The following is a 19226-nucleotide window of genomic DNA, read 5'->3' as shown; positions in this document are numbered from 1 at the left end:
TTCTCCTTATGCGAGTTCTTTTTCTAATCCATAGGCGGCATTAAGGATTGTCTGTTCGGCAAATTTCGCTCCTATAAGCTGCATACCAATACTTAAGCCATTGCTATCTTTATCCACGGGCATACATATAGCAGGGAGTCCGGCAAGATTCACACCAATGGTATAAATATCACTTAAATACATTTCAAGTGGGGAATGGGTCGCGCCAAATTTAGGAGCAACAGAGGGCGCAATAGGGAGCAAAATCACATCGCATTCATTGAAAATCTCCTCATACTCCGCGCAGATTTTTTTCCGCACTTGTTGCGCCTTGAGATAGTAGGCATCATAATATCCACTACTCAAAACAAAGCTTCCAAGTAAAATACGCCTTTTGACTTCCTCACCAAAATACGCACTGCGCGTGTTGTAATACATATCCTTGAGATTTTCACTTTGCGCCCTTGTGCCATAGCGCACACCATCAAAACGCGCAAGATTTGAGCTTGCCTCCGCAGTGCAGATGATGTAATAAGTAGAGATGTGATAGCGCGTATCAAGCATAGATTTTTCAATGATTGTATGCCCCATAGATTCTAAAATCTTAATTGTTTTCTCATAGGCTTCTTGCACCTCTTGTGTTGCGTCTTTTAAAAAGTCTTTTAGCACAGCGATTTTGTATCGTTTGTTACTATCAAGATTCATAAAAGTGCTAAGGGTAGGGAGTTTCACACTTGTAGAATCTCGTTCATCATATCCGCTTATCGCGTCTATCAAAAGTGCGGCGTCCTCGACATTTTGCGTAATCGGTCCTATTTGGTCAAGGCTTGAGCTATATGCCACCAAACCATAGCGACTTACCCTACCATAGCTAGGTTTTAGCCCCACACAGCCACAAAATCCTGCAGGTTGCCGTATTGAGCCACCTGTATCACTCCCTAGCGAGGCAATAGCTATTCCAGCAGCCACCGCCGCCGCACTACCTCCGCTGCTCCCACCGGGCACACGCGAAGTATCAAAGGGATTTTTCACTCTACCATAACAGCTTGATTCGCTTGTGCTACCCATTGCAAATTCGTCCATATTTGCGCGTCCAAAGGCACACATCTTATTTTGATGAATCTTTGTAATTACTTGCGCATCATAAGGAGAGATATAGCCCTTTAGAATCCTACTTGCGCAAGTAATTTCCCAGCCCTTGACATTGATATTATCTTTGATAAGGATTGGCACACCACTTCCGCTCTCTTGCACATTACCGATATAGGCATTTAGCTCGATATTATCCTTTATTTTTTTGATAAGGTCTTGTTTGATTTCTTTGAGTTCGCCCTCGCTTTTAGTAAGCGCATTTTTGAGTGTTATCATTTTATCTCCTTAAAGCCTTGCATTATAGAATCTTCTTGCTTTAAAATAGCTATAAACATTCATATACTTTTTTGATAAATGTGAGTTGTGAAGTTGTATGCAAAAGGAGCATATCTGCTAACACGAGCGAGACCATAGCCTTAGCGACCACACTTCCACGCACCGCCACGCAAGGGTCGTGCCGTCCTTTGATATGACATATTTGCTCCTCATTTTGTGTGTTAAGCGTGTGTTGTGGGATAAAAATGCTTGGCGTTGGCTTGAAATGGACTTTTATCACGAGTGTATTGCCATTGCTTATACCACCCAAAATGCCCCCGCTATGATTGGTTGTGAATCCTTGTGCGCTCATCTCATCATTATGTTCATTGCCATATTGTGTGCTTGAACGCACACCATCACCAATTTCAACAGCCTTGACTGCATTCAATCCCATAAGCGCATCTGCTAATGCACCATCAAGGCGATGATAGAGTGGCTCTCCTAATCCAGCAGGAAGTCTGCACGCGCGGATAAGTGTCACACCACCTATACTATTGTGAGCGTTTTTTGCACTTGCAATAAGTGTCTTTTGCGCTTCCTCGCATTCTTTGTCAAGCGCGAAAATCTCACTCTGTCTCGCGTGTGAAAAATCATACTCTTTTGCCACAATATCGCCAATGGCGCAGATACCACTTTCAACGCTTATCCCACATTCTCTTAAAAGCATTTGCGCGATTGCACCTGCTGCTACTCTTGCTACACTCTCTCGCGCCGAGCTGCGCCCTCCACCGCGATAATCCCTCACACCATATTTTTTAAAATAGGTAAAGTCTGCGTGTCCGGGACGAAAAATATCTTTGATATTCTCATAATCACTACTTTTTGTCGCTGTGTTTGCCACCCATAGTCCAATAGGTGTGCCAGTGCTTGCTCCCTCAAATACACCACTTAGAATCTCTACTTTGTCAGGTTCCTTACGCGCTGTGGCATAGATATTTTTTCCGGGTGCACGCTCACGCATAGCAGATTCTAAAAATGCTTCATCAATGGCTAACCCAGCAGGAACTCCATCAATCACACAGCCTATGCCTTTGCCGTGAGATTCTCCAAAAGTGCTTACACGAAATGCCACGCCAAAGGTATTCATTCTCTACTCCTTGCTTTAAAATGTTGGTTTTGGGGTAGATTTGTGAGGTTTTGCGCTTTTTTAGGATTTTTGGAAGCCACCTTTTGCGCCGCCTTGTTTTGTGTTTCTGCGCCTTTTATAGATTTAGAATCTTTGTCTTTGTGCTTTAGTTTCTCGTATGCTATCTGCGCACTTTGCTGTTGTGCTTCTTTTTTAGAATGTGCCTTAGCTCGTGCATATTCCACGCCCTGCACGATGAGGGCGATTTCGAATATTTTATTATGGCTAGGTCCGCTCTCACTCACTAACTCATAGGTTGGAATCTCCTCATAAATTGCCTGTGTAAGCTCCTGCAAGGCAGTTTTATAGTCCATAAATAAAGATGCCAAATCGATTTTTGCATAATTGCGTTCGAGCAAATCATTCACAATCTCACTTAAGTATGTGAGGCGCGTCTCCATATAAATTGCGCCAATAAGGGCTTCAAAGGCATTTGAGAGGATAGAGGCTTTCTCGCGCCCTTTGTTGCTCTCCTCACTCCCTGAAATATGCAGAAAATCCCCAAGATTGAGTGAATTAGCGAGTTTCATAAAGCCTTTTTCATTGACGATACACGCACGAAGTTTGCTTAATTCCCCTTCTTTAGCATTTGGAAATTTTTTAAACAAATATTCCCCCACAAGTAAGTCAAGCACCGCATCGCCCAAAAACTCTAAACGCTCGTTGTTATAGGGTTTTTTACAACTCTTGTGTGTAAGGGCTTCAAGTAAAAGCTTAGGATTGCGAAAGGAATAGCCAATTTTTTCCTCCAGTAAATGTGGAGATTTTGGCAAAATATTAAGCATTATTCTCTCCTTTGGATAAAAACTCTCTTGCAGATTCTCTTGCCAAGCTATCACATAGCTCATTGTCAGCTATTCCTGCGTGTCCTTTTACCCAGTGGGCTATGACCTTGTGCGGGGCGGATACTTGCAAATAGCTCTGCCACAAGTCGGGATTTTTGACATCTTTAAACGCATTTGCTTGCCATTTTTTGAGCCATTCATTGATACCATTGCATACATAGGAGGAGTCGCTGTAAAGATTTACTATGCAAGGTTCTTTGAGTGCTTTTAAGGATTCTACCACGGCTAAAAGTTCCATACGATTGTTTGTCGTGTGAGGTTCGCCACCTCTTAGAATCTTCTGCTTCTCCCTAAAGCGCAAGATGCCACACCAGCCGCCAGCACCGGGATTCCCAAGCGAGCTACCATCACAATAAAGGGTAACTTGCTTCATTATCAACCTTCCGTATTTTCAGTAGCACATCATTATTGAGTAATTCCCCACAGTGAGAGCATCGAGCGTTTTCAAAAGGGAAAATCTGCTTACAACTATGGCAACGATATTCAAAGTCCAAATCTACTTGTATATGTGAGTGTTGCTTTAAGATTCTCATATTTTCTAGCTCAAAAATATCACAGCTTTGATCGTCCATTACCAATCCCTTTGCACGATATATATCAAGGATAGCTTTATCTTTTATTTGTTGCAGTGGCACATTTTTATCATCAAAAAGCCATAACATATCAATCATATGTTCTTTATGTGCACACTTTGTTATCTCTTCCCAAAACAGCTTGGGATTTGTATCTTTAAAAAATGCAAAAATGATTTTTTCAAGCCTTGGCTCTTTGTTCTTTATTTCGTTAAGTTTGGCGATTTTATCCGCAATTGGTAGCTCAATACTATTGATGATGAGTAGCGTCTGTAAATACGCCTTGTTAAGCTCCAAACCATATATAAATCGTTCGTTTTGATTTGGTGGCATATTTTCATAAATTTCCTCGATACACATCAGTGTGTCAATGGCATTTGTGTATTCGTGCAGATGTTCGTAGATTTTGAGTAAAAAAATGAGTACTTGTGGATTTCGGGGATAATTTTTGAGAATCTCCAAAAATACATCTTTTGCCCTTTGTAAAAATCCCGCACGATAATATGCGCTACCAAGATTTTGTAAAATCTCAATCTTTATCCTTGCTTTCGTGTTATCGGCGGAATGCCCTAGATTCTCTAAAATACCCAGATATATCTTAATTGCCTCTTGTGTATTGCCGCTTTGCATATAGGCATTTGCAATAAATTGCAGAGTGGGAATGGGATTTTGCGAGAGGGCGAGAAATTCCTCTACGCCATCTTTAAGCCCCATAAAATCATATGATTTTGTAAGGTTGCGTAGGGAAATGTCTTTTTGCCTCTCTTTGTAGCGATTACGAAAATAGTCAATTAATGCTACAAGTGCAATGATTCCTACAATGATAATAATGCCAACAAGTGGGTCTTTGTAAGAAAACATTGCTATTCTCTTAAGGTAACGATATTTGCACTTGAGCGGATTTTGTTAAAATGCTCGGCAATGATACTCTGCTCTTTGTGTGCCATAATTTTTTGATTGATAATTGGTTTAGCCTCCTCAAAATCAAGCAGACTTTCGCCTAAACGCTCCTTAATTAAAAAGCACACAAATCCATTTCCACCGGTGGCAAGCACAGGTGTGAATTCATTATTTGGCGTGCTAAGAAAAACCTGTGCAATTTGCGGGCTAAGCGAGGAAAGCGTGATTGTTTCGTTAAATTTTTGCACACCTTTGATATTTTTATTAGGTGCAGCTATGGCTTTTTGCAGCTCATCATCACTTTGTGCGAGATAGCGCACCACACGCACAGAAGATGGAACCATAAACTCCTTTTTATTGCGTGTGTAATAGTTGAGCAGTTCCTCTTCGCTTGAAATATTAACGTTTGAGGCTAGAATTCTTTGCATAAGATCCCTTGTCTGAATCTGCTTTTTTATTTGTGCGCGGTATTCTTGCAAACTCATATCTTTTGTTACTTTTGCCAGAAGCTGCTCTTTGCTAAGATTCATATTTGCAGCAATATGCGCAATCTCCTCATCAACCTTAAAATCATCGACACTAATCTTAAATCGTTCAATTTCATCATCTCGTAGTCGCTCGTTGATAAGTATATCAATTGCCTCTTGTTTTGAGATTCTAAGTTCTTTTTGCGTTTTTTCTATCTCATAGAGTGTGATAGCATATCCATTAACGCGCAGTGCAACCCCAGCTACCACCTCTGCATACAAGCCAACCCCCGCGCATATTAATAATACATAAACGATAGCTTTCATTTGTATCCTTTGCAAAAGCATATTTTATCATATGTAAAGCAATAAGCAACAAAGAGGATTCTATAAATCTGTAATCTCTCATTCAATTATAATATAATATCGCTTTTGCAATTATTGTGGAAATGATAAAGTAATATTTGGAGGCGATATTGATTAAGAGTATATTGAGCAAAAGGGCGCAACTTCAGCAAGAGAGATTTTATAAAAATAGGCTTATTGTGCCAAATGAGAATTATGAAGTGTTAGGGGAAGAGGAAACAGATTTTATGTATGGAAGAATTGGATTTTGTGTGATGCCACATTGGAACATTTTAAAGATTGTGCGTAAATTGCCCCATATTATTTATATTGCGGATTTTGATAAAGTCAATCATAAAGCCTTTCAAGAAAAAATGCCACAAATTTTTGCGAAAGTTTTAGATAAATATGCTCTTACAAATTTAAAATCCTATGCTCAAAAAGAGGAGCAAAAAGCAGCAGATGAGGTTATTGTGCTTGATTGGCAACACTCTTGCTATGCTTATTATCCTAAAAAGCCTAGCGGAGAGTGTTTTCCATATTATGATGAGGCAGAAGAGTATTATGTAGGTAACCCATACTATGAGGCAAATGAAGATGTGAATTATTACTTTCCTACATTCTATCCAGATGGCGACCACTATGCTTTTTTCAAATATGATACAAGGAGTAAGCAAGCTGCCTTTGGTATGGTGGGCATATTTGATTTTGAAAGTAAGGGTAAAAAGACTACAATTACAATTTTTGGAGAACATTTTATAAAACAAATGCGTCATTATGATGAAAAACTCTTTGGCTTTGAAATTGTAGAAATGGTAGGTATCATTCACACAAAACTATAACAGGAGCATATAAAAGATTCTATGAGACAAAAGGTATAAAATATGAAAACAACTAATACAGCAAGTAAAACAATTTTAGTTTTAGCTCTTAGCTCTTTTTGTATGGGCGTTACAGAGTTTATTATCGCAGGTGTTTTACAAGATGTAAAGGCATATTTTGGCGTAGATTCTAATCAGGCGGGATTGCTGACGACTTTGTATGCGGTAGGCGTAGTTGTTGGTGCGCCGCTTTTAAGTATTCCTTTAAGCGGATTTAATCGTAAATTGCAACTTTTACTCAATCTTGGCGTGTTTGCTTTGGCAAATTTTGTGATTTATGTGAGCGATAATTTTATACTCAGTGTGATTGCACGATTTGTTGCAGGCACACAACACGGAGTGTTTTTTGTTATTGCTACACTTACGGCTATTCAAGTTTCTTCTAAGGAAAAAGAATCTCGTAATCTTGCATTAATGGTATCAGGCTTGACGATTGCACTTGTAAGTGGCGTTCCTTTGGGGACATTTATTGGGCAGATTTTTGGCTTTAAATCTATTTTCTTGCTTATTTGCCTTTGCACACTTATTGCTTTTATCAGCGCAATTGCTTTTATGCCAAGCCATTTGCAAGGCTGCAAAACGCATATAAACGCACTTTTTAAGGCTTTTTTACATATTCCATTACTTAAAGCCTATGCAATTACGATATGCACTTGTGGTGGGGCATTTGTACTTTATACTTATGTAACAGATTTACTCACACAAAAAAGCCATTTTAATGAGGCGAGCATTGTATATATTTTGTTACTTTATGGCATATTTGCAATTTTAGGGAATCTTTTTGGCGGTAGGCTTGCAGACAATAAAGGCTCAAGACGCGCTTTACAAATCGTGCTCTTTTTACAAATTATTTTTTACGCTCTTGTGAGTGTGAGCGCCCATTCACAAGTGTTTGTTGTGATTAATTTAGCGATTATGGGTTTTTTATCTTTTGCCTCAATCCCAGCGCTCAAAGTCAATGCGATGAATATGGCGCGCAAATACACACCTGATTCTATGGATAGCTCGGTGAGTGTGAATGAAGCAGCCTTTAATGTAGGTATCGCATTGGCAAATCAAATTGGTGGCTTAGTCGTTGTTGCACCATTTTTAGGCGTGGGGTTTAATCCTCTTTTTGCTTCGCTTTTTGCACTTCCTGCATTTATTTTAGCGCTAAAGAAATAGATATAGGCTTTGGTTTAAGCTTTAGGTTTTTTTGTTGCATAAAAATCTTGCTTCACACAAAAGGGGAGACAAAAATATGCAAGTGTGGGTTCGTGGCTTTACCTTTGCTTTACGTGCCTTATGTTCGCACAATATCTCTTCCTTCTCGTATTTTAGGGATTTATAGTCTCTATCGCTTGATTGATAAGCTCTTTGATACGCGATTGCTTCTCTGGCTCCAAAGAATGAAAAAGTGTTCTTGCATATTCACTACTCATTCGTTCAAGCTTATTCTCACCAATAATATCTAATGCACTTGTTTGATAAAATAAATCTTTTTGCATAGGATTTGCACCTGCTTTGAGTAATGCCTCTACTGCATTGACTAGCCCATATTTGACCGCGTCATTTAGAGGTGGATACCTTTCATCTTTGATATCTGCGCCTGATTGTATTAAAAGCACTGCGAGATTCTCCCTCTCTAACTCTAATGCTGAAGAGAGTGCATTTATGTTATCCCCCTCACGTACAAAATCTTGTGCATTGACATCACCCCCAGATTTTATAAGCAATTCTAAAAGCGGTATGCGGGCTTTATCTTCCTCTTTTGTGCGCTCTTTTTCATCTTTAATAGATAAAAGTCCTTTGCTTTCACCCTCTACAAGTGCAATAATCGGTGTAGTTCCATTATCTTGTGCGCGTAAATTTACATCTGCTCCGTGTTCAAGCAACAATTTTGAGATATGATAATAATTGTTTGTAGCCGCCTCAAGGAGTGGCGTTGTATAATATCCTATAACATTTGAATTTGCTCCAAGCTCTAATAGTATAGCTACTAACTCATCATAGCCAAATTTTGCAGCAAGAAGCAATGCACTCTGTCCTTCATACGCATATATATCTTTAGAAACTTCTTGTTCCTCTTTTAAAACTTCATCAATGTTATCACTCTGCAAAAGCTCTGCTATACACTTTATACCCACTTTGCCATTATATGTGCGCACTACCTCTACCAAACGAGGATTAGCAATACGGCTTATCTCCTGCTCACTCAAATTATTTATACTCTCATCAAAGCTTTTAGAATCTAGTGCGCCCTTGCTTTTTAAGTATTCCTCTATCTCCTCACTTGAACCAAGTGCCACGCGCAACACACTATCGCCTTTTACATTTTTCGCATTTACATTAGCCCCAGCTTCTACAAGAGTTTTAACCTTATCAAATATACAACCCTCTGCTCCACAAAAAAGCGCGTAAAATAATGCACTCTGTCCTTGCTTATCTGTAGCATTCACATCTGCACCTTGTGCAAGAAGATATTTCACCTCATCATCACTCCCATAGGCTGCAAAAAACATAAGCAAAGTCTCTCCATTAGAATCTTTAGCATTAACATCATATTTTTCTAACCACTTTTGAGGACTTTGTGAGCGCAAACTTCTTTCTTCATTGATAAAAGTTTCTTTGGATTGATTTTGTGATTCTTTGGTTTGGCTCACATTTTCTTGTTGCACTTCTTGATTTTTCTCTTGCAGGTTTTGCTTTATCTCATTTTCTTCATTACCACACCCTACAAATATACTTATCATACATAGCAATATAAGCCATTTTTTCATTCCCACTCCTTTTGCTTTGGTTGTGATTTGACTTCTTGGAATTAACAAAATATTGAATCTTGACAGATTCAATATACTTTGAGTTGAGATTCTAAGATTTAAACAATGAGCTTAGCGCGTCAATACCTACTTTTTCACTCTCTGTCGGTTTAGATTCTGTAATTTCTTGCAGCTCAATATCGCATTCGCACAGCATACTCGCTAGGCGAATATTCACGCCATTTTTGCCAATAGCCTTGCTCTTTTGGTCGGTTTTAATCTGTGCAATCGCTTTTTTGCGCTTTGTTTCGGGTGCTTTTTCGTTGTTTTGATTTTCTTTAGAATCTTGCGTGGATTCTATATTTTTATCATCTTTTTGTGGTTCCTGTATCTTTACGCTTAGAATCTGTGCTGGAGTGAGGGCTTTGGCGACAAATATTTCTAAGCTGTTGTGATATTCCACGCAGTCAATATTTTCGTTTGCAAGTTCTTTGCTCACTGCATTAATGCGTACGCCTTTCACGCCCACGCAACAGCCAATAGGATCAATCCTAGGATTATGCGAATACACTGCTACCTTTGCGCGCTCACCCGGGATTCTAGCACTCTTGTGTATCATTACCTCATTATCCTTCACCTCTGGCACTTCTAATGCTAAAAGCTCTTCCAAAAATTTAGGCGTAGTGCGGGAAAGCTCCACTTGCAGTCCATTACGATTAATACCTACAAATTTCAAAATCGCGCGAATCGTATCGCCCACCTTGAAACTCTCGCCTTTTATGCGGTTTTTTTGCGGCAAAACTGCGCGAATAGAATCAATCTCTACAAAGGTATTGCCTAGGCTATCTACGCCTACGACTTGTCCGCTCACGATTTTGCCAAGCTGGGCGCGAAAATTTTGTAAGATTTGGTCTTCAATGGAACGTTGCAAATTGTATTCAAGATTCAAAAAAAGCTTATTAATCGCCCCACGACTCATAGAATCAAGCTGTAGTTCGCAGTCTATTTCATCATTCACGCTCACATCGCCTAATTCTTTTTTCGCCACCGAGAGCGGCATCATACGCGCCTTTTGTTCCTCATTGAGTACTTCATTATCGGCACATACTTTCATACGATAGAAAAGCTTTAAAGTGCGCTCTTTGCTATCCTCCTCGACAAAATAATCATACAGGGGGTTAATCTCATCTTGTGCGATTTTTATTAGTCCGTCCTTTACGATATCGAGCACGACCTTATGTTCTAAGCCCTTTTCGTAGGCAATTAAATCAATAATATCCAAAATCTTTTCCAAAACAACACTCCTAAACTTTTAAGGATTCTCTTATTTGAGGTAGATTAAGCCCTTTTGTATCTGCAGGGCTTTATTTTAGAGGAGCAGGGATTATAATAAAATTTTGCTTAAAGTTTTACAAATATGCCTATTTTTAGCTATAATGGGCAACTTTATCACAATTAAAAAGGATAGTAAATGGAGCTTAAACTCGCAAAAAACGCGCACAAAAGCAAGGTAACCACAAAAACTACTTGCGAAGATGTGTTAAAAAAATGCACTCAAGGGATCAATATTTTTTACTTTGATAAAGAAAATTCACACAAAGATATGCAGAAAGCCTGCGCATTCTTCCAAAAAGCTGGGCATAGCACACATCTACACGAAGTGCGCTATGGGATTGATGAGGAGAGCTATATTTATGAGCTTCATATTATCTAAATTTATCTAAAGCACAATCCAAGAATATTTTATGAAGCTTTTTATCCAAACTCTAGGCTGTGCGATGAATGAGCGCGATAGTGCACATATGATTGCGGAGCTAGAACAAAAGCTGGATTACACACTCACACAAGATTCTAAAGAAGCGGATTTAATCCTCATCAATACCTGCTCGGTGCGCGAAAAGCCGGAAAAAAAGCTATTTTCGGAGATTGGCGCGTTTGCAAAGACAAAAAAGAAAGGTGCAAAAATCGGTATATGTGGCTGCACGGCGAGTCATTTGGGAGAGGAGATTATTAAAAAAGCACCGAGTGTGGATTTTGTGCTTGGGGCGCGTAATGTGTCTAAAATTACGCAGGTGCTTGATACGCCAAAAGCTGTTGAGGTGGATATTGATTACGATGATTCAGCCTATGTCTTTGCCTCGCCGCAAAATATGGGTATCAAAGCCCAGCTTAACATCTCTATTGGCTGTGATAAAAAGTGTAGCTATTGTATCGTGCCTTTCACGCGTGGCAAGGAGGTTTCTATACCCACGCATTTGCTTATGCAGGAGGCGCAAAAGCTCGTGCAAAATGGCACGAAAGAATTGCTCCTTTTGGGGCAGAATGTCAATCACTATGGCGTGAGATTTTCTACCCCGCACCCTAAGACAAACTTCACGCAGCTTTTGCGTAATTTGGGCGAGATTGAAGGATTATATAGAATCCGCTTTACTTCCCCGCACCCGCTGCATATGGACGATGAATTTTTAGAGGAATTTGCCTCTAATCCAAAAATCGCCAAAGGCATACATATCCCGCTACAAAGTGGCTCGAGCGAGATTCTCAAAATGATGAAACGCGGCTATGATAAGCAGTGGTATCTTAATAGGATTGCTAAGCTTAAATCCCTGCTGCCTAATGTAGGCATTGGCACGGATATTATTGTGGGATTTCCTACTGAATCCGAGCAGGATTTTGAAGATACGCTTGATGTGCTTCGTATTGTGGAGTTTGACACGTTGTATAGCTTTGTGTATTCGCCGCGTCCGAACACGAGCGCATATGAATATGATAAAAGTTTGCTTGTGCCGCAAGAAGTCGCTAAAGAGCGTTTAGCGAGATTGCAGAATCTGCATAAGGAGATTCTAGGCAAAAAGGCGATAAAAGAGATTGGCGCACTCCACGAGGTGCTTGTTGAAAATCACCGCGATAATGAGGGACAAATATGGAGCGAAGGGCGAAGTAGCAATAATAAACTCATTAAGATTCTAGGCAGGAAATGTGAGATTGGCTCTATTGTGCAAGTGAAAGTTACACAAAGTGAGGGTGGTGCGCTTATGGGAGAATTTATAAAAGAGCTATCCTTGCAAGAAGCATTGCATCTAAATAGCGCAACAATGCTTAACGCGCACAATTTTAAAGCATACATAAAAGCCCCCATAACAAGCACACAATCTCATACATTATATGAGGATTCAAATCTTACGCAAAAAAGCGCAAAAGAAGAGGGTAGCAATGCTAACTAGAGAGCAAAAACGGCGCATTATGGGGGTGGTAGCTCCTCCGCTTATTTACGGCTTTTTGCGTTTTTTGTATTTCTTTACTCGCCATAGATTTCACCTCAACGAATACAGCAAAACGCATAATTTCATCGGTGCATTTTGGCACGGCGAACTCCTAATGCTGCCCTTTTTGTATAATCATTTTCAAACACAAGTAAGCAAGGAGCGCGATAAGGGTTTTTATATACTCCAATCCGATCATTTTGACGCTCAATTAATGGTTGATGTATGTACGATGTTTGGGCTAAAGAATCTGCGTGGCTCCACCTCTAAGGACGGTTTGAAGGCATTAATAGAATCTTTTAAGCTTTTAAGGGAGGGCTATGATGTCTCGCTTTCCCCCGATGGTCCAAAAGGACCTTATCACTCTATAAGTAATGGCGTGGTGGCGATGAGTCAAAAAACAGGGAAGCCCATCATACCTCTGCGCGTCGTATATAGCCGATATTGGGAATTTAAAAGCTGGGATAAATTCCGCATTCCTAAGCCATTTTCGCGCATAGATTATTATATGCTTGATGAATTTGTCATTAACAAAGATATGAATCTTGATGAAGCAAAAGAGCTAGTGCGCAAAGCTTTAGAAAAGGAACTCTAAGTGCTTATAGATTCACAAATATGTTTTTGCTCATAATGATTTAACATAAAGTGAGGGCTAGGAGTTGCTAAAATTTTTGCTTCGTCCATTTTTTTCTACGATTCTAATTGGTGTGAATCTTGACGCCAAAGTGTGCTCACTAAAAATCGTGGTGATAAAAAGTAATCACGTAAAAAATAGCATTACAAAAGAATTTAAAATTGTGGATAAAGAGCTACCAATGGAGGCAGCAAAACTCATTAAAGACTATAAGCGCAAATACCCCTTTACCTATTTAAGTGCGATGAGTAAGACCTATAATCAGGGTTTGGCAAATTGCTCGAAAAAGGGCGATTTGATTAAATTTGGTATTAATACAAAAACTTCACATATCATAGAAATGCCAAATCAGTGGCTTTTTTATATCCAAAATCTCGCCATAGATGAAAATCGTGTGAAGTTTATCCGTGCTTTGGGCTTAGATTATCTCTTTTCTCCATTTGTGATTGTGTATGAAAATATCAAAAAAAAGCTAGATTCTCAAATAAAGCTTTATGTATTACAGGAGCGTGGTAGTATGACGCTTCTTGTGGCGAATCAAAAGAACGTGTATTTTGGTGGTTTTTTTATGGTGGGAGGAGAGCTAGAGCAGAGTGATGATGACAAAAGCTCGATGAAAGAAGTGCATTCATTGCAGGAGTTGAGCGATTTAGATTCTATACTCGGCTCACTTGATGAACTCAATGAAATTGGCGAATTAGAGGATTTGGACGAGGATCTTATCCGCAAGGAATTTGCACCTGATGAGGTAGATTCGCAAGAGCAACAACAGGCTGAAATATCGCGCTTAGAGGGTTTGAAAGACTTGGCTCGTGCCTCAAATGCAGTGGAGATTCTTAAAAATTCTATTAATGAATTTTATAGCAATCCAATTTACAATGCGCAGTTTATCGAATCTATAGTGATACTTGATAGTTATGGTATGACAGAACAAGCCCAAACGCATATACGCAACGCATTGATGATTGACTTAGAAGTGCGTGAGATAAATATCCCAGATGCACTCATTGAACTTGCAAAAGCAGAATTAAAAAGGGATTAGCGATGAGTTATAGTTTTATACGACCAAAACCAAAGAGTATTTTCAAACGTTACACAAAGATTTGGTGTTTTTATACCATATTAGCAGTTTTGAGCATTCTTGCTTTTGCAAAAGTGCTAGAGTTGCAAGGTGTGGCTAAAATCAACGAACAAACAAAAATACAAGAGGATATACAGCACACGAAGCTTAAGGCGATTGTGGTAAAAGATTATATTGAGCGACTTGATTATGAAGTGAATCTTGGTAAGGAGATCCAAATGCAAAATCAACTCCTTAAAGATGGCTTGTCAAATCTGCTCGGACTCATACCAGACCAAATAGTCGTAAAAAGCATAGAGCTTGATTATAATACACTTGCTATGCGTGGCTTGACGCCTTCAAAAGAGGTATATAAATTCCTTTTAGAAGCACCTTTGCGCGCGGTTTTCACACAAACAAAAGTAGAATTTTTCCCATTAATGAGTGGGTGGTTTAACTTTGTATCTGTAAGCAAGACAAATCCTACACTCAAGCCATTGAAGCTAGAACAAAAGGAGTCTAACGATGGGTAGTGATTTTCGTATAGACTACGCCCTTAAGAATTTCGTATGGTTTTTGGTATTTAGTGCGATCTGCACATTTTGTATTATGAGTTTTCTTATGCCGCAAATTACAGAATACAAAAAACAAGCCCTAGAGAGCAGGAGAGCGCGTATAACCTTTAATCAAATCAACAAGGATTATCTTGCCATAGAGGCGCAGTTAAGGACATTTTCTATCCAAAATCATAAGCTTTTGGCAAGTCTTAAGAACAAAAATGATGAGGCAAAGCTACTTGAACTTCTTCAAACACAATTTAGCGCAGTCGAGTTAAAAAAGCTAAGTAGCACCAAAGAGCAGGAAATTATCGATACACGCTATCAGATTGTTGGATACGCAGTAGATTCACAAAGTATAGAGGATTTTATAGAATGGGCAAATTCTATGCCATATTTTGTAAAAGTGGAGCTTCCTATTAAGATGGAATTTGACGAGAAAAGCAAACATCTTTATTTTGTGATGGTTTTGAGTCTTAAATATTCTGATTACGCGGAGCACCCAATTATCACTGATAATAAATTGCGCTTTGATGACTTTAAGCCCTAAGATTTTATATGTTTAAGCATTTTTCAGTCTTAAAAGATGAATTAGTAAGTGGGCTGCAGTGGCAAGGCGGTGTGCTATTTGACTGCACTTTGGGCTATGGCGGACATAGTCTTGCTTTTTTAGAATCTTCCCAGCAAACAGAAGTATATGCTTTTGATAGAGATAGCTCTGCTATTGCCCTAGCACAAGAGAGATTGCAGATATATGCTTCAAGCATACATTTCCATCACTGCACTTTTTCTTCCGCGCTAGATTCTGTAAATAGGGCGGTTTTGCCTCTGTGTAGGGGGATTATTGCGGATATTGGCGTAAGTTCTATGCAGCTTGATGATGAGCATCGAGGCTTTAGCTTCAACGCGCAGTCTTTAGATATGCGTATGGATATGGAGAGTGAGCTTAGCGCGCAAAAGGTTCTAAATTCCTACTCCCCAACGCATTTAGAGGAGATTTTTAGAATCTATGGTGAAGTGCGCCAGAGCAAAAAGCTTACACATCTTATCGTAGAAGCGAGGGGTAAAAAGCCCTTTAGCTCTTGTGCGGAGCTAAGTGCGCTCATTGAGGGGTATTTTCCACGCATAGGTGGGCTGCACCCGGCGACCTTAGCCTTTCAGGCATTGCGTATTGAAGTTAATGATGAGCTAAATGAGCTACATTCCTTGCTTTCAAGTATAGAATCTGCTGCGCGAGCAGGGGAGATTCAAAACTGCAAGGTAGGCATTATCTCCTTTCATTCGCTAGAAGATAGAATCATTAAACAATATTTTAAGCAATGGGGCAAATCCTGTATCTGCCCGAGCGAAAATTATAAATGCGAATGTGGGAATAATCACGCGTTAGGGGAGATTCTTACCAAAAAGCCAATAATCCCCTCACAGCAAGAAATCGCGCAAAATAGGCGTTCGCGTAGTGCGAAATTACGCATTTTTGCGATAAAATAGGGCAAGAATTTTAGGAGAGAAAATGAGTGAAGAATACCCTTTGCAAGACATTATTTTACCTAAATTGCGCACTAATCAATGGGGTGAGTGGCACACAAAGGCAAATGAGAGAATGAGCCTTGCAAAAGAACACGAGCGTGTGAATGAGTGGGAAAAGGACGCACTTTTAGAATCTTTAGAAGAACAAGAGGTAAAAAAGCCAAGTTTAGGGTTTAAAGAGCTTAGAAACGGGCTTTTAATCGTGCTTTTTGTGCTGTTTTTTTGTGTGCCAAAAATCTACCTGACAAACAATATTTATTACTTAAGTAAGGATATTATCAATTTGCAAACCCAATATGATATATTGCTCGATGAAAATAAACGTCTCAAACACGAGCTAGAGGGTATGCGATATGAGTTTTTGATGGGTAGATAAGTGTGTTTATATTTGCTGTGTTGAGAAGTCATATTAAATAAAAACTACGAGTAAAACTTGCTTCAAAGTGTTTCATTATAGATTTTAATTTTATCTAAAATATCTTTTGTTGTCTTTGGTGAGCCTTGATATAAATGATCAGCATCGCCAAAATCGCTATCGGGTAAAGCCCATATTTTATTGAGTGATATGATATGATATGATATGTATCTTGCATAGTGTTTAAAAAGGCATTGTAATCATTCATAAATTTTTCGTTAAGATGATTAAAAGAGCTTTGGTTAAAGGGCATTTGGTAGTGAAAAATTTGTATATTGTTAGCTTTGGCTAATTCGGCAATTTTATATAGATACAAGCTTATAAGAGGATTTGGCATAAAGTCTTTATGGCTTACTTTCCAATTATGGCTACTTGTGCCTAAATTTTTCCCATAGAAAAAATGTCCTCCATTTTGCTCTAAATTTTGCATAGTTTTTAGATTGACTTTATAGCGACTGCGCCCTTTAATGAGCTCATTAAAAGCATTAAATATTTCAGCATTAAAATTATTAATATTTATTTTATATGCGAAAAAATCAAGTATTTCACATTTTTCTAAAGTTTTGCATTCATTTAATGTTTTAGCATTTCTAGCAACTTCTTTAAAATCATCAATATCTAAAAAATCAAACTTAATAGCCCTTTCCCAAAAAGTGCCTATATGGCTATAATGTAGCGATACATATGATAAGATAATAATCTTTGGGGCTTTGTTGTGTGATAGATAGCGTTTGAGGGTATAGTATCCCACAATAGGTGTTGTCCCACCAATAGCGAGATTAATTTGAGTATTATCTTGTGGTATAAAACCAGCTTTTGCACGAGAATCCCCAATTATGAGAATATCGGCATTATGTGATGACAAAGTCTTATTTTGCACATCTTTGTAGGTTGGATACTCGATATTCATATAAGTCATTTTGCCAAAATGTAGAAAGATATAAAGTATTGGGCAGATGATTAAAGGTAAAATTATCATTAAGAAAGATTGAATTTTATAATGCTTCATTGTTTTAATCCTAAAAATTAAAATACAAAAATTCATTTGCGCGTTCAGCAAAGGTCATCGTAAGAAGGCTCATAGTAAAAAAATATAGCAAACAGGCATTTTAAATTTGCATTTTTGTCATAATTTTGCATATATTTTATGGCATTCCCCACCCCCAAACACACCACAAACGCTAATATGATATAAATTAAAGTATCATTCCTCCCTCCTATATGCTCTAAGAGTGCAGGCATACGATGTGCCTTTAGAGGCAATTCGACCCAAGTAATCCCAAACATTCCTTTAAGTAGATTGATTGCTCCACTTACATTCTCACTTCTAAAAAATATCCAAGTGATATTTAAGAAATTAAAGGTAAGAATCCAACAAAGGATTTTATAGATTTTACTCCGCAAAAAGCTTTTCTTTTGAAGTTGGAATCTCTCTAGTATAAGCCCATAGATTCTATGCACACACATTGCACTTCCGTGTAATACTCCCCATATGACAAATCCCCACCCTGCTCCGTGCCATATACCACTTAAAAAGGCTATAATAAAAAGATTTCTAAGCGTAAGAAGCTTGTTTATAAAATCATAATGTTTAGAGGAGTGATACTTTGTATTTTTATTCCCTCCTAAAGGAATATAGACATATTTTTTTAAGAATCTCCCTAAAGTCATATGCCATCTTCTCCAAAATGCACTAATGTTTAAAGACTTATAAGGAGAGTTAAAATTTATAGGTAGCATTATCCCAAAGAGTAATCCTAATCCTATTGCCATATCACAATATCCACTAAAATCAAAGTAGAGTTGAAAGGTATAAGAGAGTGAAGTAGCCCAAGATTCAAAGATATTTAGTCCTCCTCCACTCTCTACAACACTAAATCCAGCAATTTGCCCATTTAGCAAAAGAATCTGCAATAAAGACTTTTTTAAATAATCCAATGGAGAATATAAAGATTCCCTTAGCCATATGCTCCCAATGAATAAGAGCGCGCGTATTTTTTAAAGCAGCAAATTGAGGCATCATCTCTTTATGATGCACAATAGGACCAGCAATGAGTTGAGGAAAGAAAGAGATAAAGAGAGCATAATCAATAAAGTGAATAGTATGTGAGTTATTCTTATGTGCTTGAGTATATGAATCTTGTTTGATGTTAGAGTCTTGTTCTCCTTGCTTTTGCATATCACTTATATCTATTCTCTTATAACAATCTATCAAAAAAGCAATTTGTTGAAAGGTTACAAAAGAGAGTGCAAGAGGTAAAAGAATATGAGGTAAGGGAATATTTAAATCAAAATTTAAGAGATTGGAAAGGAGATTAAAATTTTCTAAGAAAAAGTCAGTGTATTTAAAAAATCCTAATACAGAGAGATTAAAGATAATGCCAAGGAGGAGGAAAGGTTTAGCATTGTTGGATTGAGATTGAGTGCATTTATATGTGTAAGGCAAATTTTGGCTATGAGATTGAATGTTTAGAGGAGATTCATGATATTGCCTATATTGCATATGA

18 protein-coding genes and 2 pseudogenes are annotated in these 19226 nt (G+C 38.4%); 10 read left to right on the top strand and 10 right to left on the bottom strand.

Annotated features, from left to right (window positions below; genetic code table 11):
• Positions 1-6 precede the first annotated feature (6 nt).
• From gatA to BN2458_RS08475, 6 genes and pseudogenes are all read right to left on the bottom strand, one after another.
• Entirely contained in the window at positions 7-1347 is a 1341-nt protein-coding gene (gene gatA, locus BN2458_RS08500) for an Asp-tRNA(Asn)/Glu-tRNA(Gln) amidotransferase subunit GatA (protein ID WP_034327476.1), read from the bottom strand.
• A 49-nt stretch (positions 1348-1396) separates the two neighbouring features.
• Entirely contained in the window at positions 1397-2476 is a 1080-nt protein-coding gene (gene aroC, locus BN2458_RS08495; RefSeq protein WP_034327478.1) for a chorismate synthase, read from the bottom strand.
• 137 nt (positions 2477-2613) lie between these two features.
• Positions 2614-3300 (bottom strand): annotated as a pseudogene (gene rnc, locus BN2458_RS08490) (ribonuclease III); the annotation flags it as partial.
• On the bottom strand, positions 3293-3733 hold the full coding sequence (rnhA, locus tag BN2458_RS08485) for a ribonuclease HI (RefSeq protein ID WP_034327480.1): 441 nt from the start codon (positions 3731-3733) through the stop codon (positions 3293-3295). The gene rnhA and the pseudogene rnc, both read right to left, overlap by 8 nt.
• Positions 3708-4793, bottom strand: coding sequence for a hypothetical protein (locus BN2458_RS08480; RefSeq protein ID WP_034327483.1), 1086 nt, complete (start codon positions 4791-4793; stop codon positions 3708-3710). The genes rnhA and BN2458_RS08480 overlap by 26 nt, the downstream gene beginning before the upstream one ends.
• A gap of 2 nt (positions 4794-4795) precedes the next feature.
• Positions 4796-5626 carry a peptidylprolyl isomerase gene (locus BN2458_RS08475; RefSeq protein WP_034343366.1) on the bottom strand — a complete coding sequence of 277 codons (831 nt, stop codon included), beginning with the start codon at positions 5624-5626 and terminating at the stop codon, positions 4796-4798.
• Between the two features lie 149 nt (positions 5627-5775).
• On the opposite strand from BN2458_RS08475, the gene BN2458_RS08470 reads away from it, so the two are divergent.
• Together BN2458_RS08470 and BN2458_RS08465 are read left to right on the top strand one after the other, a co-directional pair.
• Complete coding sequence (locus BN2458_RS08470; protein ID WP_034327487.1) at positions 5776-6486, top strand: DUF2716 domain-containing protein; 711 nt, start codon at positions 5776-5778, stop codon at positions 6484-6486.
• Positions 6487-6528: 42 nt separating this feature from the next.
• On the top strand, positions 6529-7689 hold the full coding sequence (locus BN2458_RS08465) for an MFS transporter (protein ID WP_034343369.1): 1161 nt from the start codon (positions 6529-6531) through the stop codon (positions 7687-7689).
• Between the two features lie 152 nt (positions 7690-7841).
• Here BN2458_RS08465 and BN2458_RS08460 read toward each other — a convergent pair whose 3' ends face one another.
• Complete coding sequence (locus BN2458_RS08460; protein ID WP_034327491.1) at positions 7842-9284, bottom strand: ankyrin repeat domain-containing protein; 1443 nt, start codon at positions 9282-9284, stop codon at positions 7842-7844.
• A 91-nt stretch (positions 9285-9375) separates the two neighbouring features.
• Positions 9376-10557: a transcription termination factor NusA gene (nusA, locus tag BN2458_RS08455; protein WP_034327493.1), complete on the bottom strand. Its 1182-nt coding sequence runs from the start codon at positions 10555-10557 to the stop codon at positions 9376-9378.
• Between the two features lie 177 nt (positions 10558-10734).
• On the opposite strand from nusA, the gene BN2458_RS08450 reads away from it, so the two are divergent.
• The 8 genes from BN2458_RS08450 to BN2458_RS08415 all read left to right on the top strand — a co-directional run bounded on the left by BN2458_RS08450 (position 10735) and on the right by BN2458_RS08415 (position 16680).
• Positions 10735-10977 carry an HP0268 family nuclease gene (locus tag BN2458_RS08450; RefSeq protein ID WP_034327495.1) on the top strand — a complete coding sequence of 81 codons (243 nt, stop codon included), beginning with the start codon at positions 10735-10737 and terminating at the stop codon, positions 10975-10977.
• Positions 10978-11008: 31 nt separating this feature from the next.
• Positions 11009-12487, top strand: coding sequence for a tRNA (N6-isopentenyl adenosine(37)-C2)-methylthiotransferase MiaB (gene miaB, locus BN2458_RS08445; RefSeq protein ID WP_081951485.1), 1479 nt, complete (start codon positions 11009-11011; stop codon positions 12485-12487).
• The gene (locus tag BN2458_RS08440) at positions 12477-13121 is read left to right on the top strand and encodes a lysophospholipid acyltransferase family protein (protein ID WP_034327497.1); all 645 of its coding nucleotides are present in this window, start codon (positions 12477-12479) and stop codon (positions 13119-13121) included. The genes miaB and BN2458_RS08440 overlap by 11 nt, the downstream gene beginning before the upstream one ends.
• A 64-nt stretch (positions 13122-13185) precedes the next feature.
• A complete protein-coding gene (locus BN2458_RS08435; protein WP_034327499.1) occupies positions 13186-14202 on the top strand; it encodes a hypothetical protein in 1017 nt (338 codons plus the stop codon).
• A gap of 2 nt (positions 14203-14204) precedes the next feature.
• On the top strand, positions 14205-14753 hold the full coding sequence (locus BN2458_RS08430) for a hypothetical protein (RefSeq protein ID WP_034327501.1): 549 nt from the start codon (positions 14205-14207) through the stop codon (positions 14751-14753).
• On the top strand, positions 14746-15327 hold the full coding sequence (locus tag BN2458_RS08425) for a hypothetical protein (RefSeq protein WP_034327503.1): 582 nt from the start codon (positions 14746-14748) through the stop codon (positions 15325-15327). Before BN2458_RS08430 ends, BN2458_RS08425 begins: the two co-directional genes overlap by 8 nt.
• An 8-nt stretch (positions 15328-15335) precedes the next feature.
• Positions 15336-16265: a 16S rRNA (cytosine(1402)-N(4))-methyltransferase RsmH gene (gene rsmH, locus BN2458_RS08420; protein WP_034327505.1), complete on the top strand. Its 930-nt coding sequence runs from the start codon at positions 15336-15338 to the stop codon at positions 16263-16265.
• 22 nt (positions 16266-16287) lie between these two features.
• Positions 16288-16680, top strand: a complete 393-nt coding sequence (locus BN2458_RS08415) for a hypothetical protein (RefSeq protein WP_052082171.1) — start codon at positions 16288-16290, stop codon at positions 16678-16680.
• A 94-nt stretch (positions 16681-16774) separates the two neighbouring features.
• Here BN2458_RS08415 and BN2458_RS08410 read toward each other — a convergent pair whose 3' ends face one another.
• Complete coding sequence (locus BN2458_RS08410) at positions 16775-17728, bottom strand: hypothetical protein (protein ID WP_034343371.1); 954 nt, start codon at positions 17726-17728, stop codon at positions 16775-16777.
• Between the two features lie 44 nt (positions 17729-17772).
• A pseudogene (locus BN2458_RS10615) lies at positions 17773-19057 on the bottom strand (MBOAT family O-acyltransferase); the annotation flags it as partial.
• Between the last annotated feature and the right edge of the window lie 169 nt (positions 19058-19226).

Source organism: Helicobacter typhlonius, from assembly GCF_001460635.1.
Classification (GTDB): Bacteria; Campylobacterota; Campylobacteria; order Campylobacterales; family Helicobacteraceae; genus Helicobacter_C; species Helicobacter_C typhlonius.
Note: the sequence above shows the minus strand (reverse complement) of the source record. Positions and strands in the feature narration are given on the sequence as shown.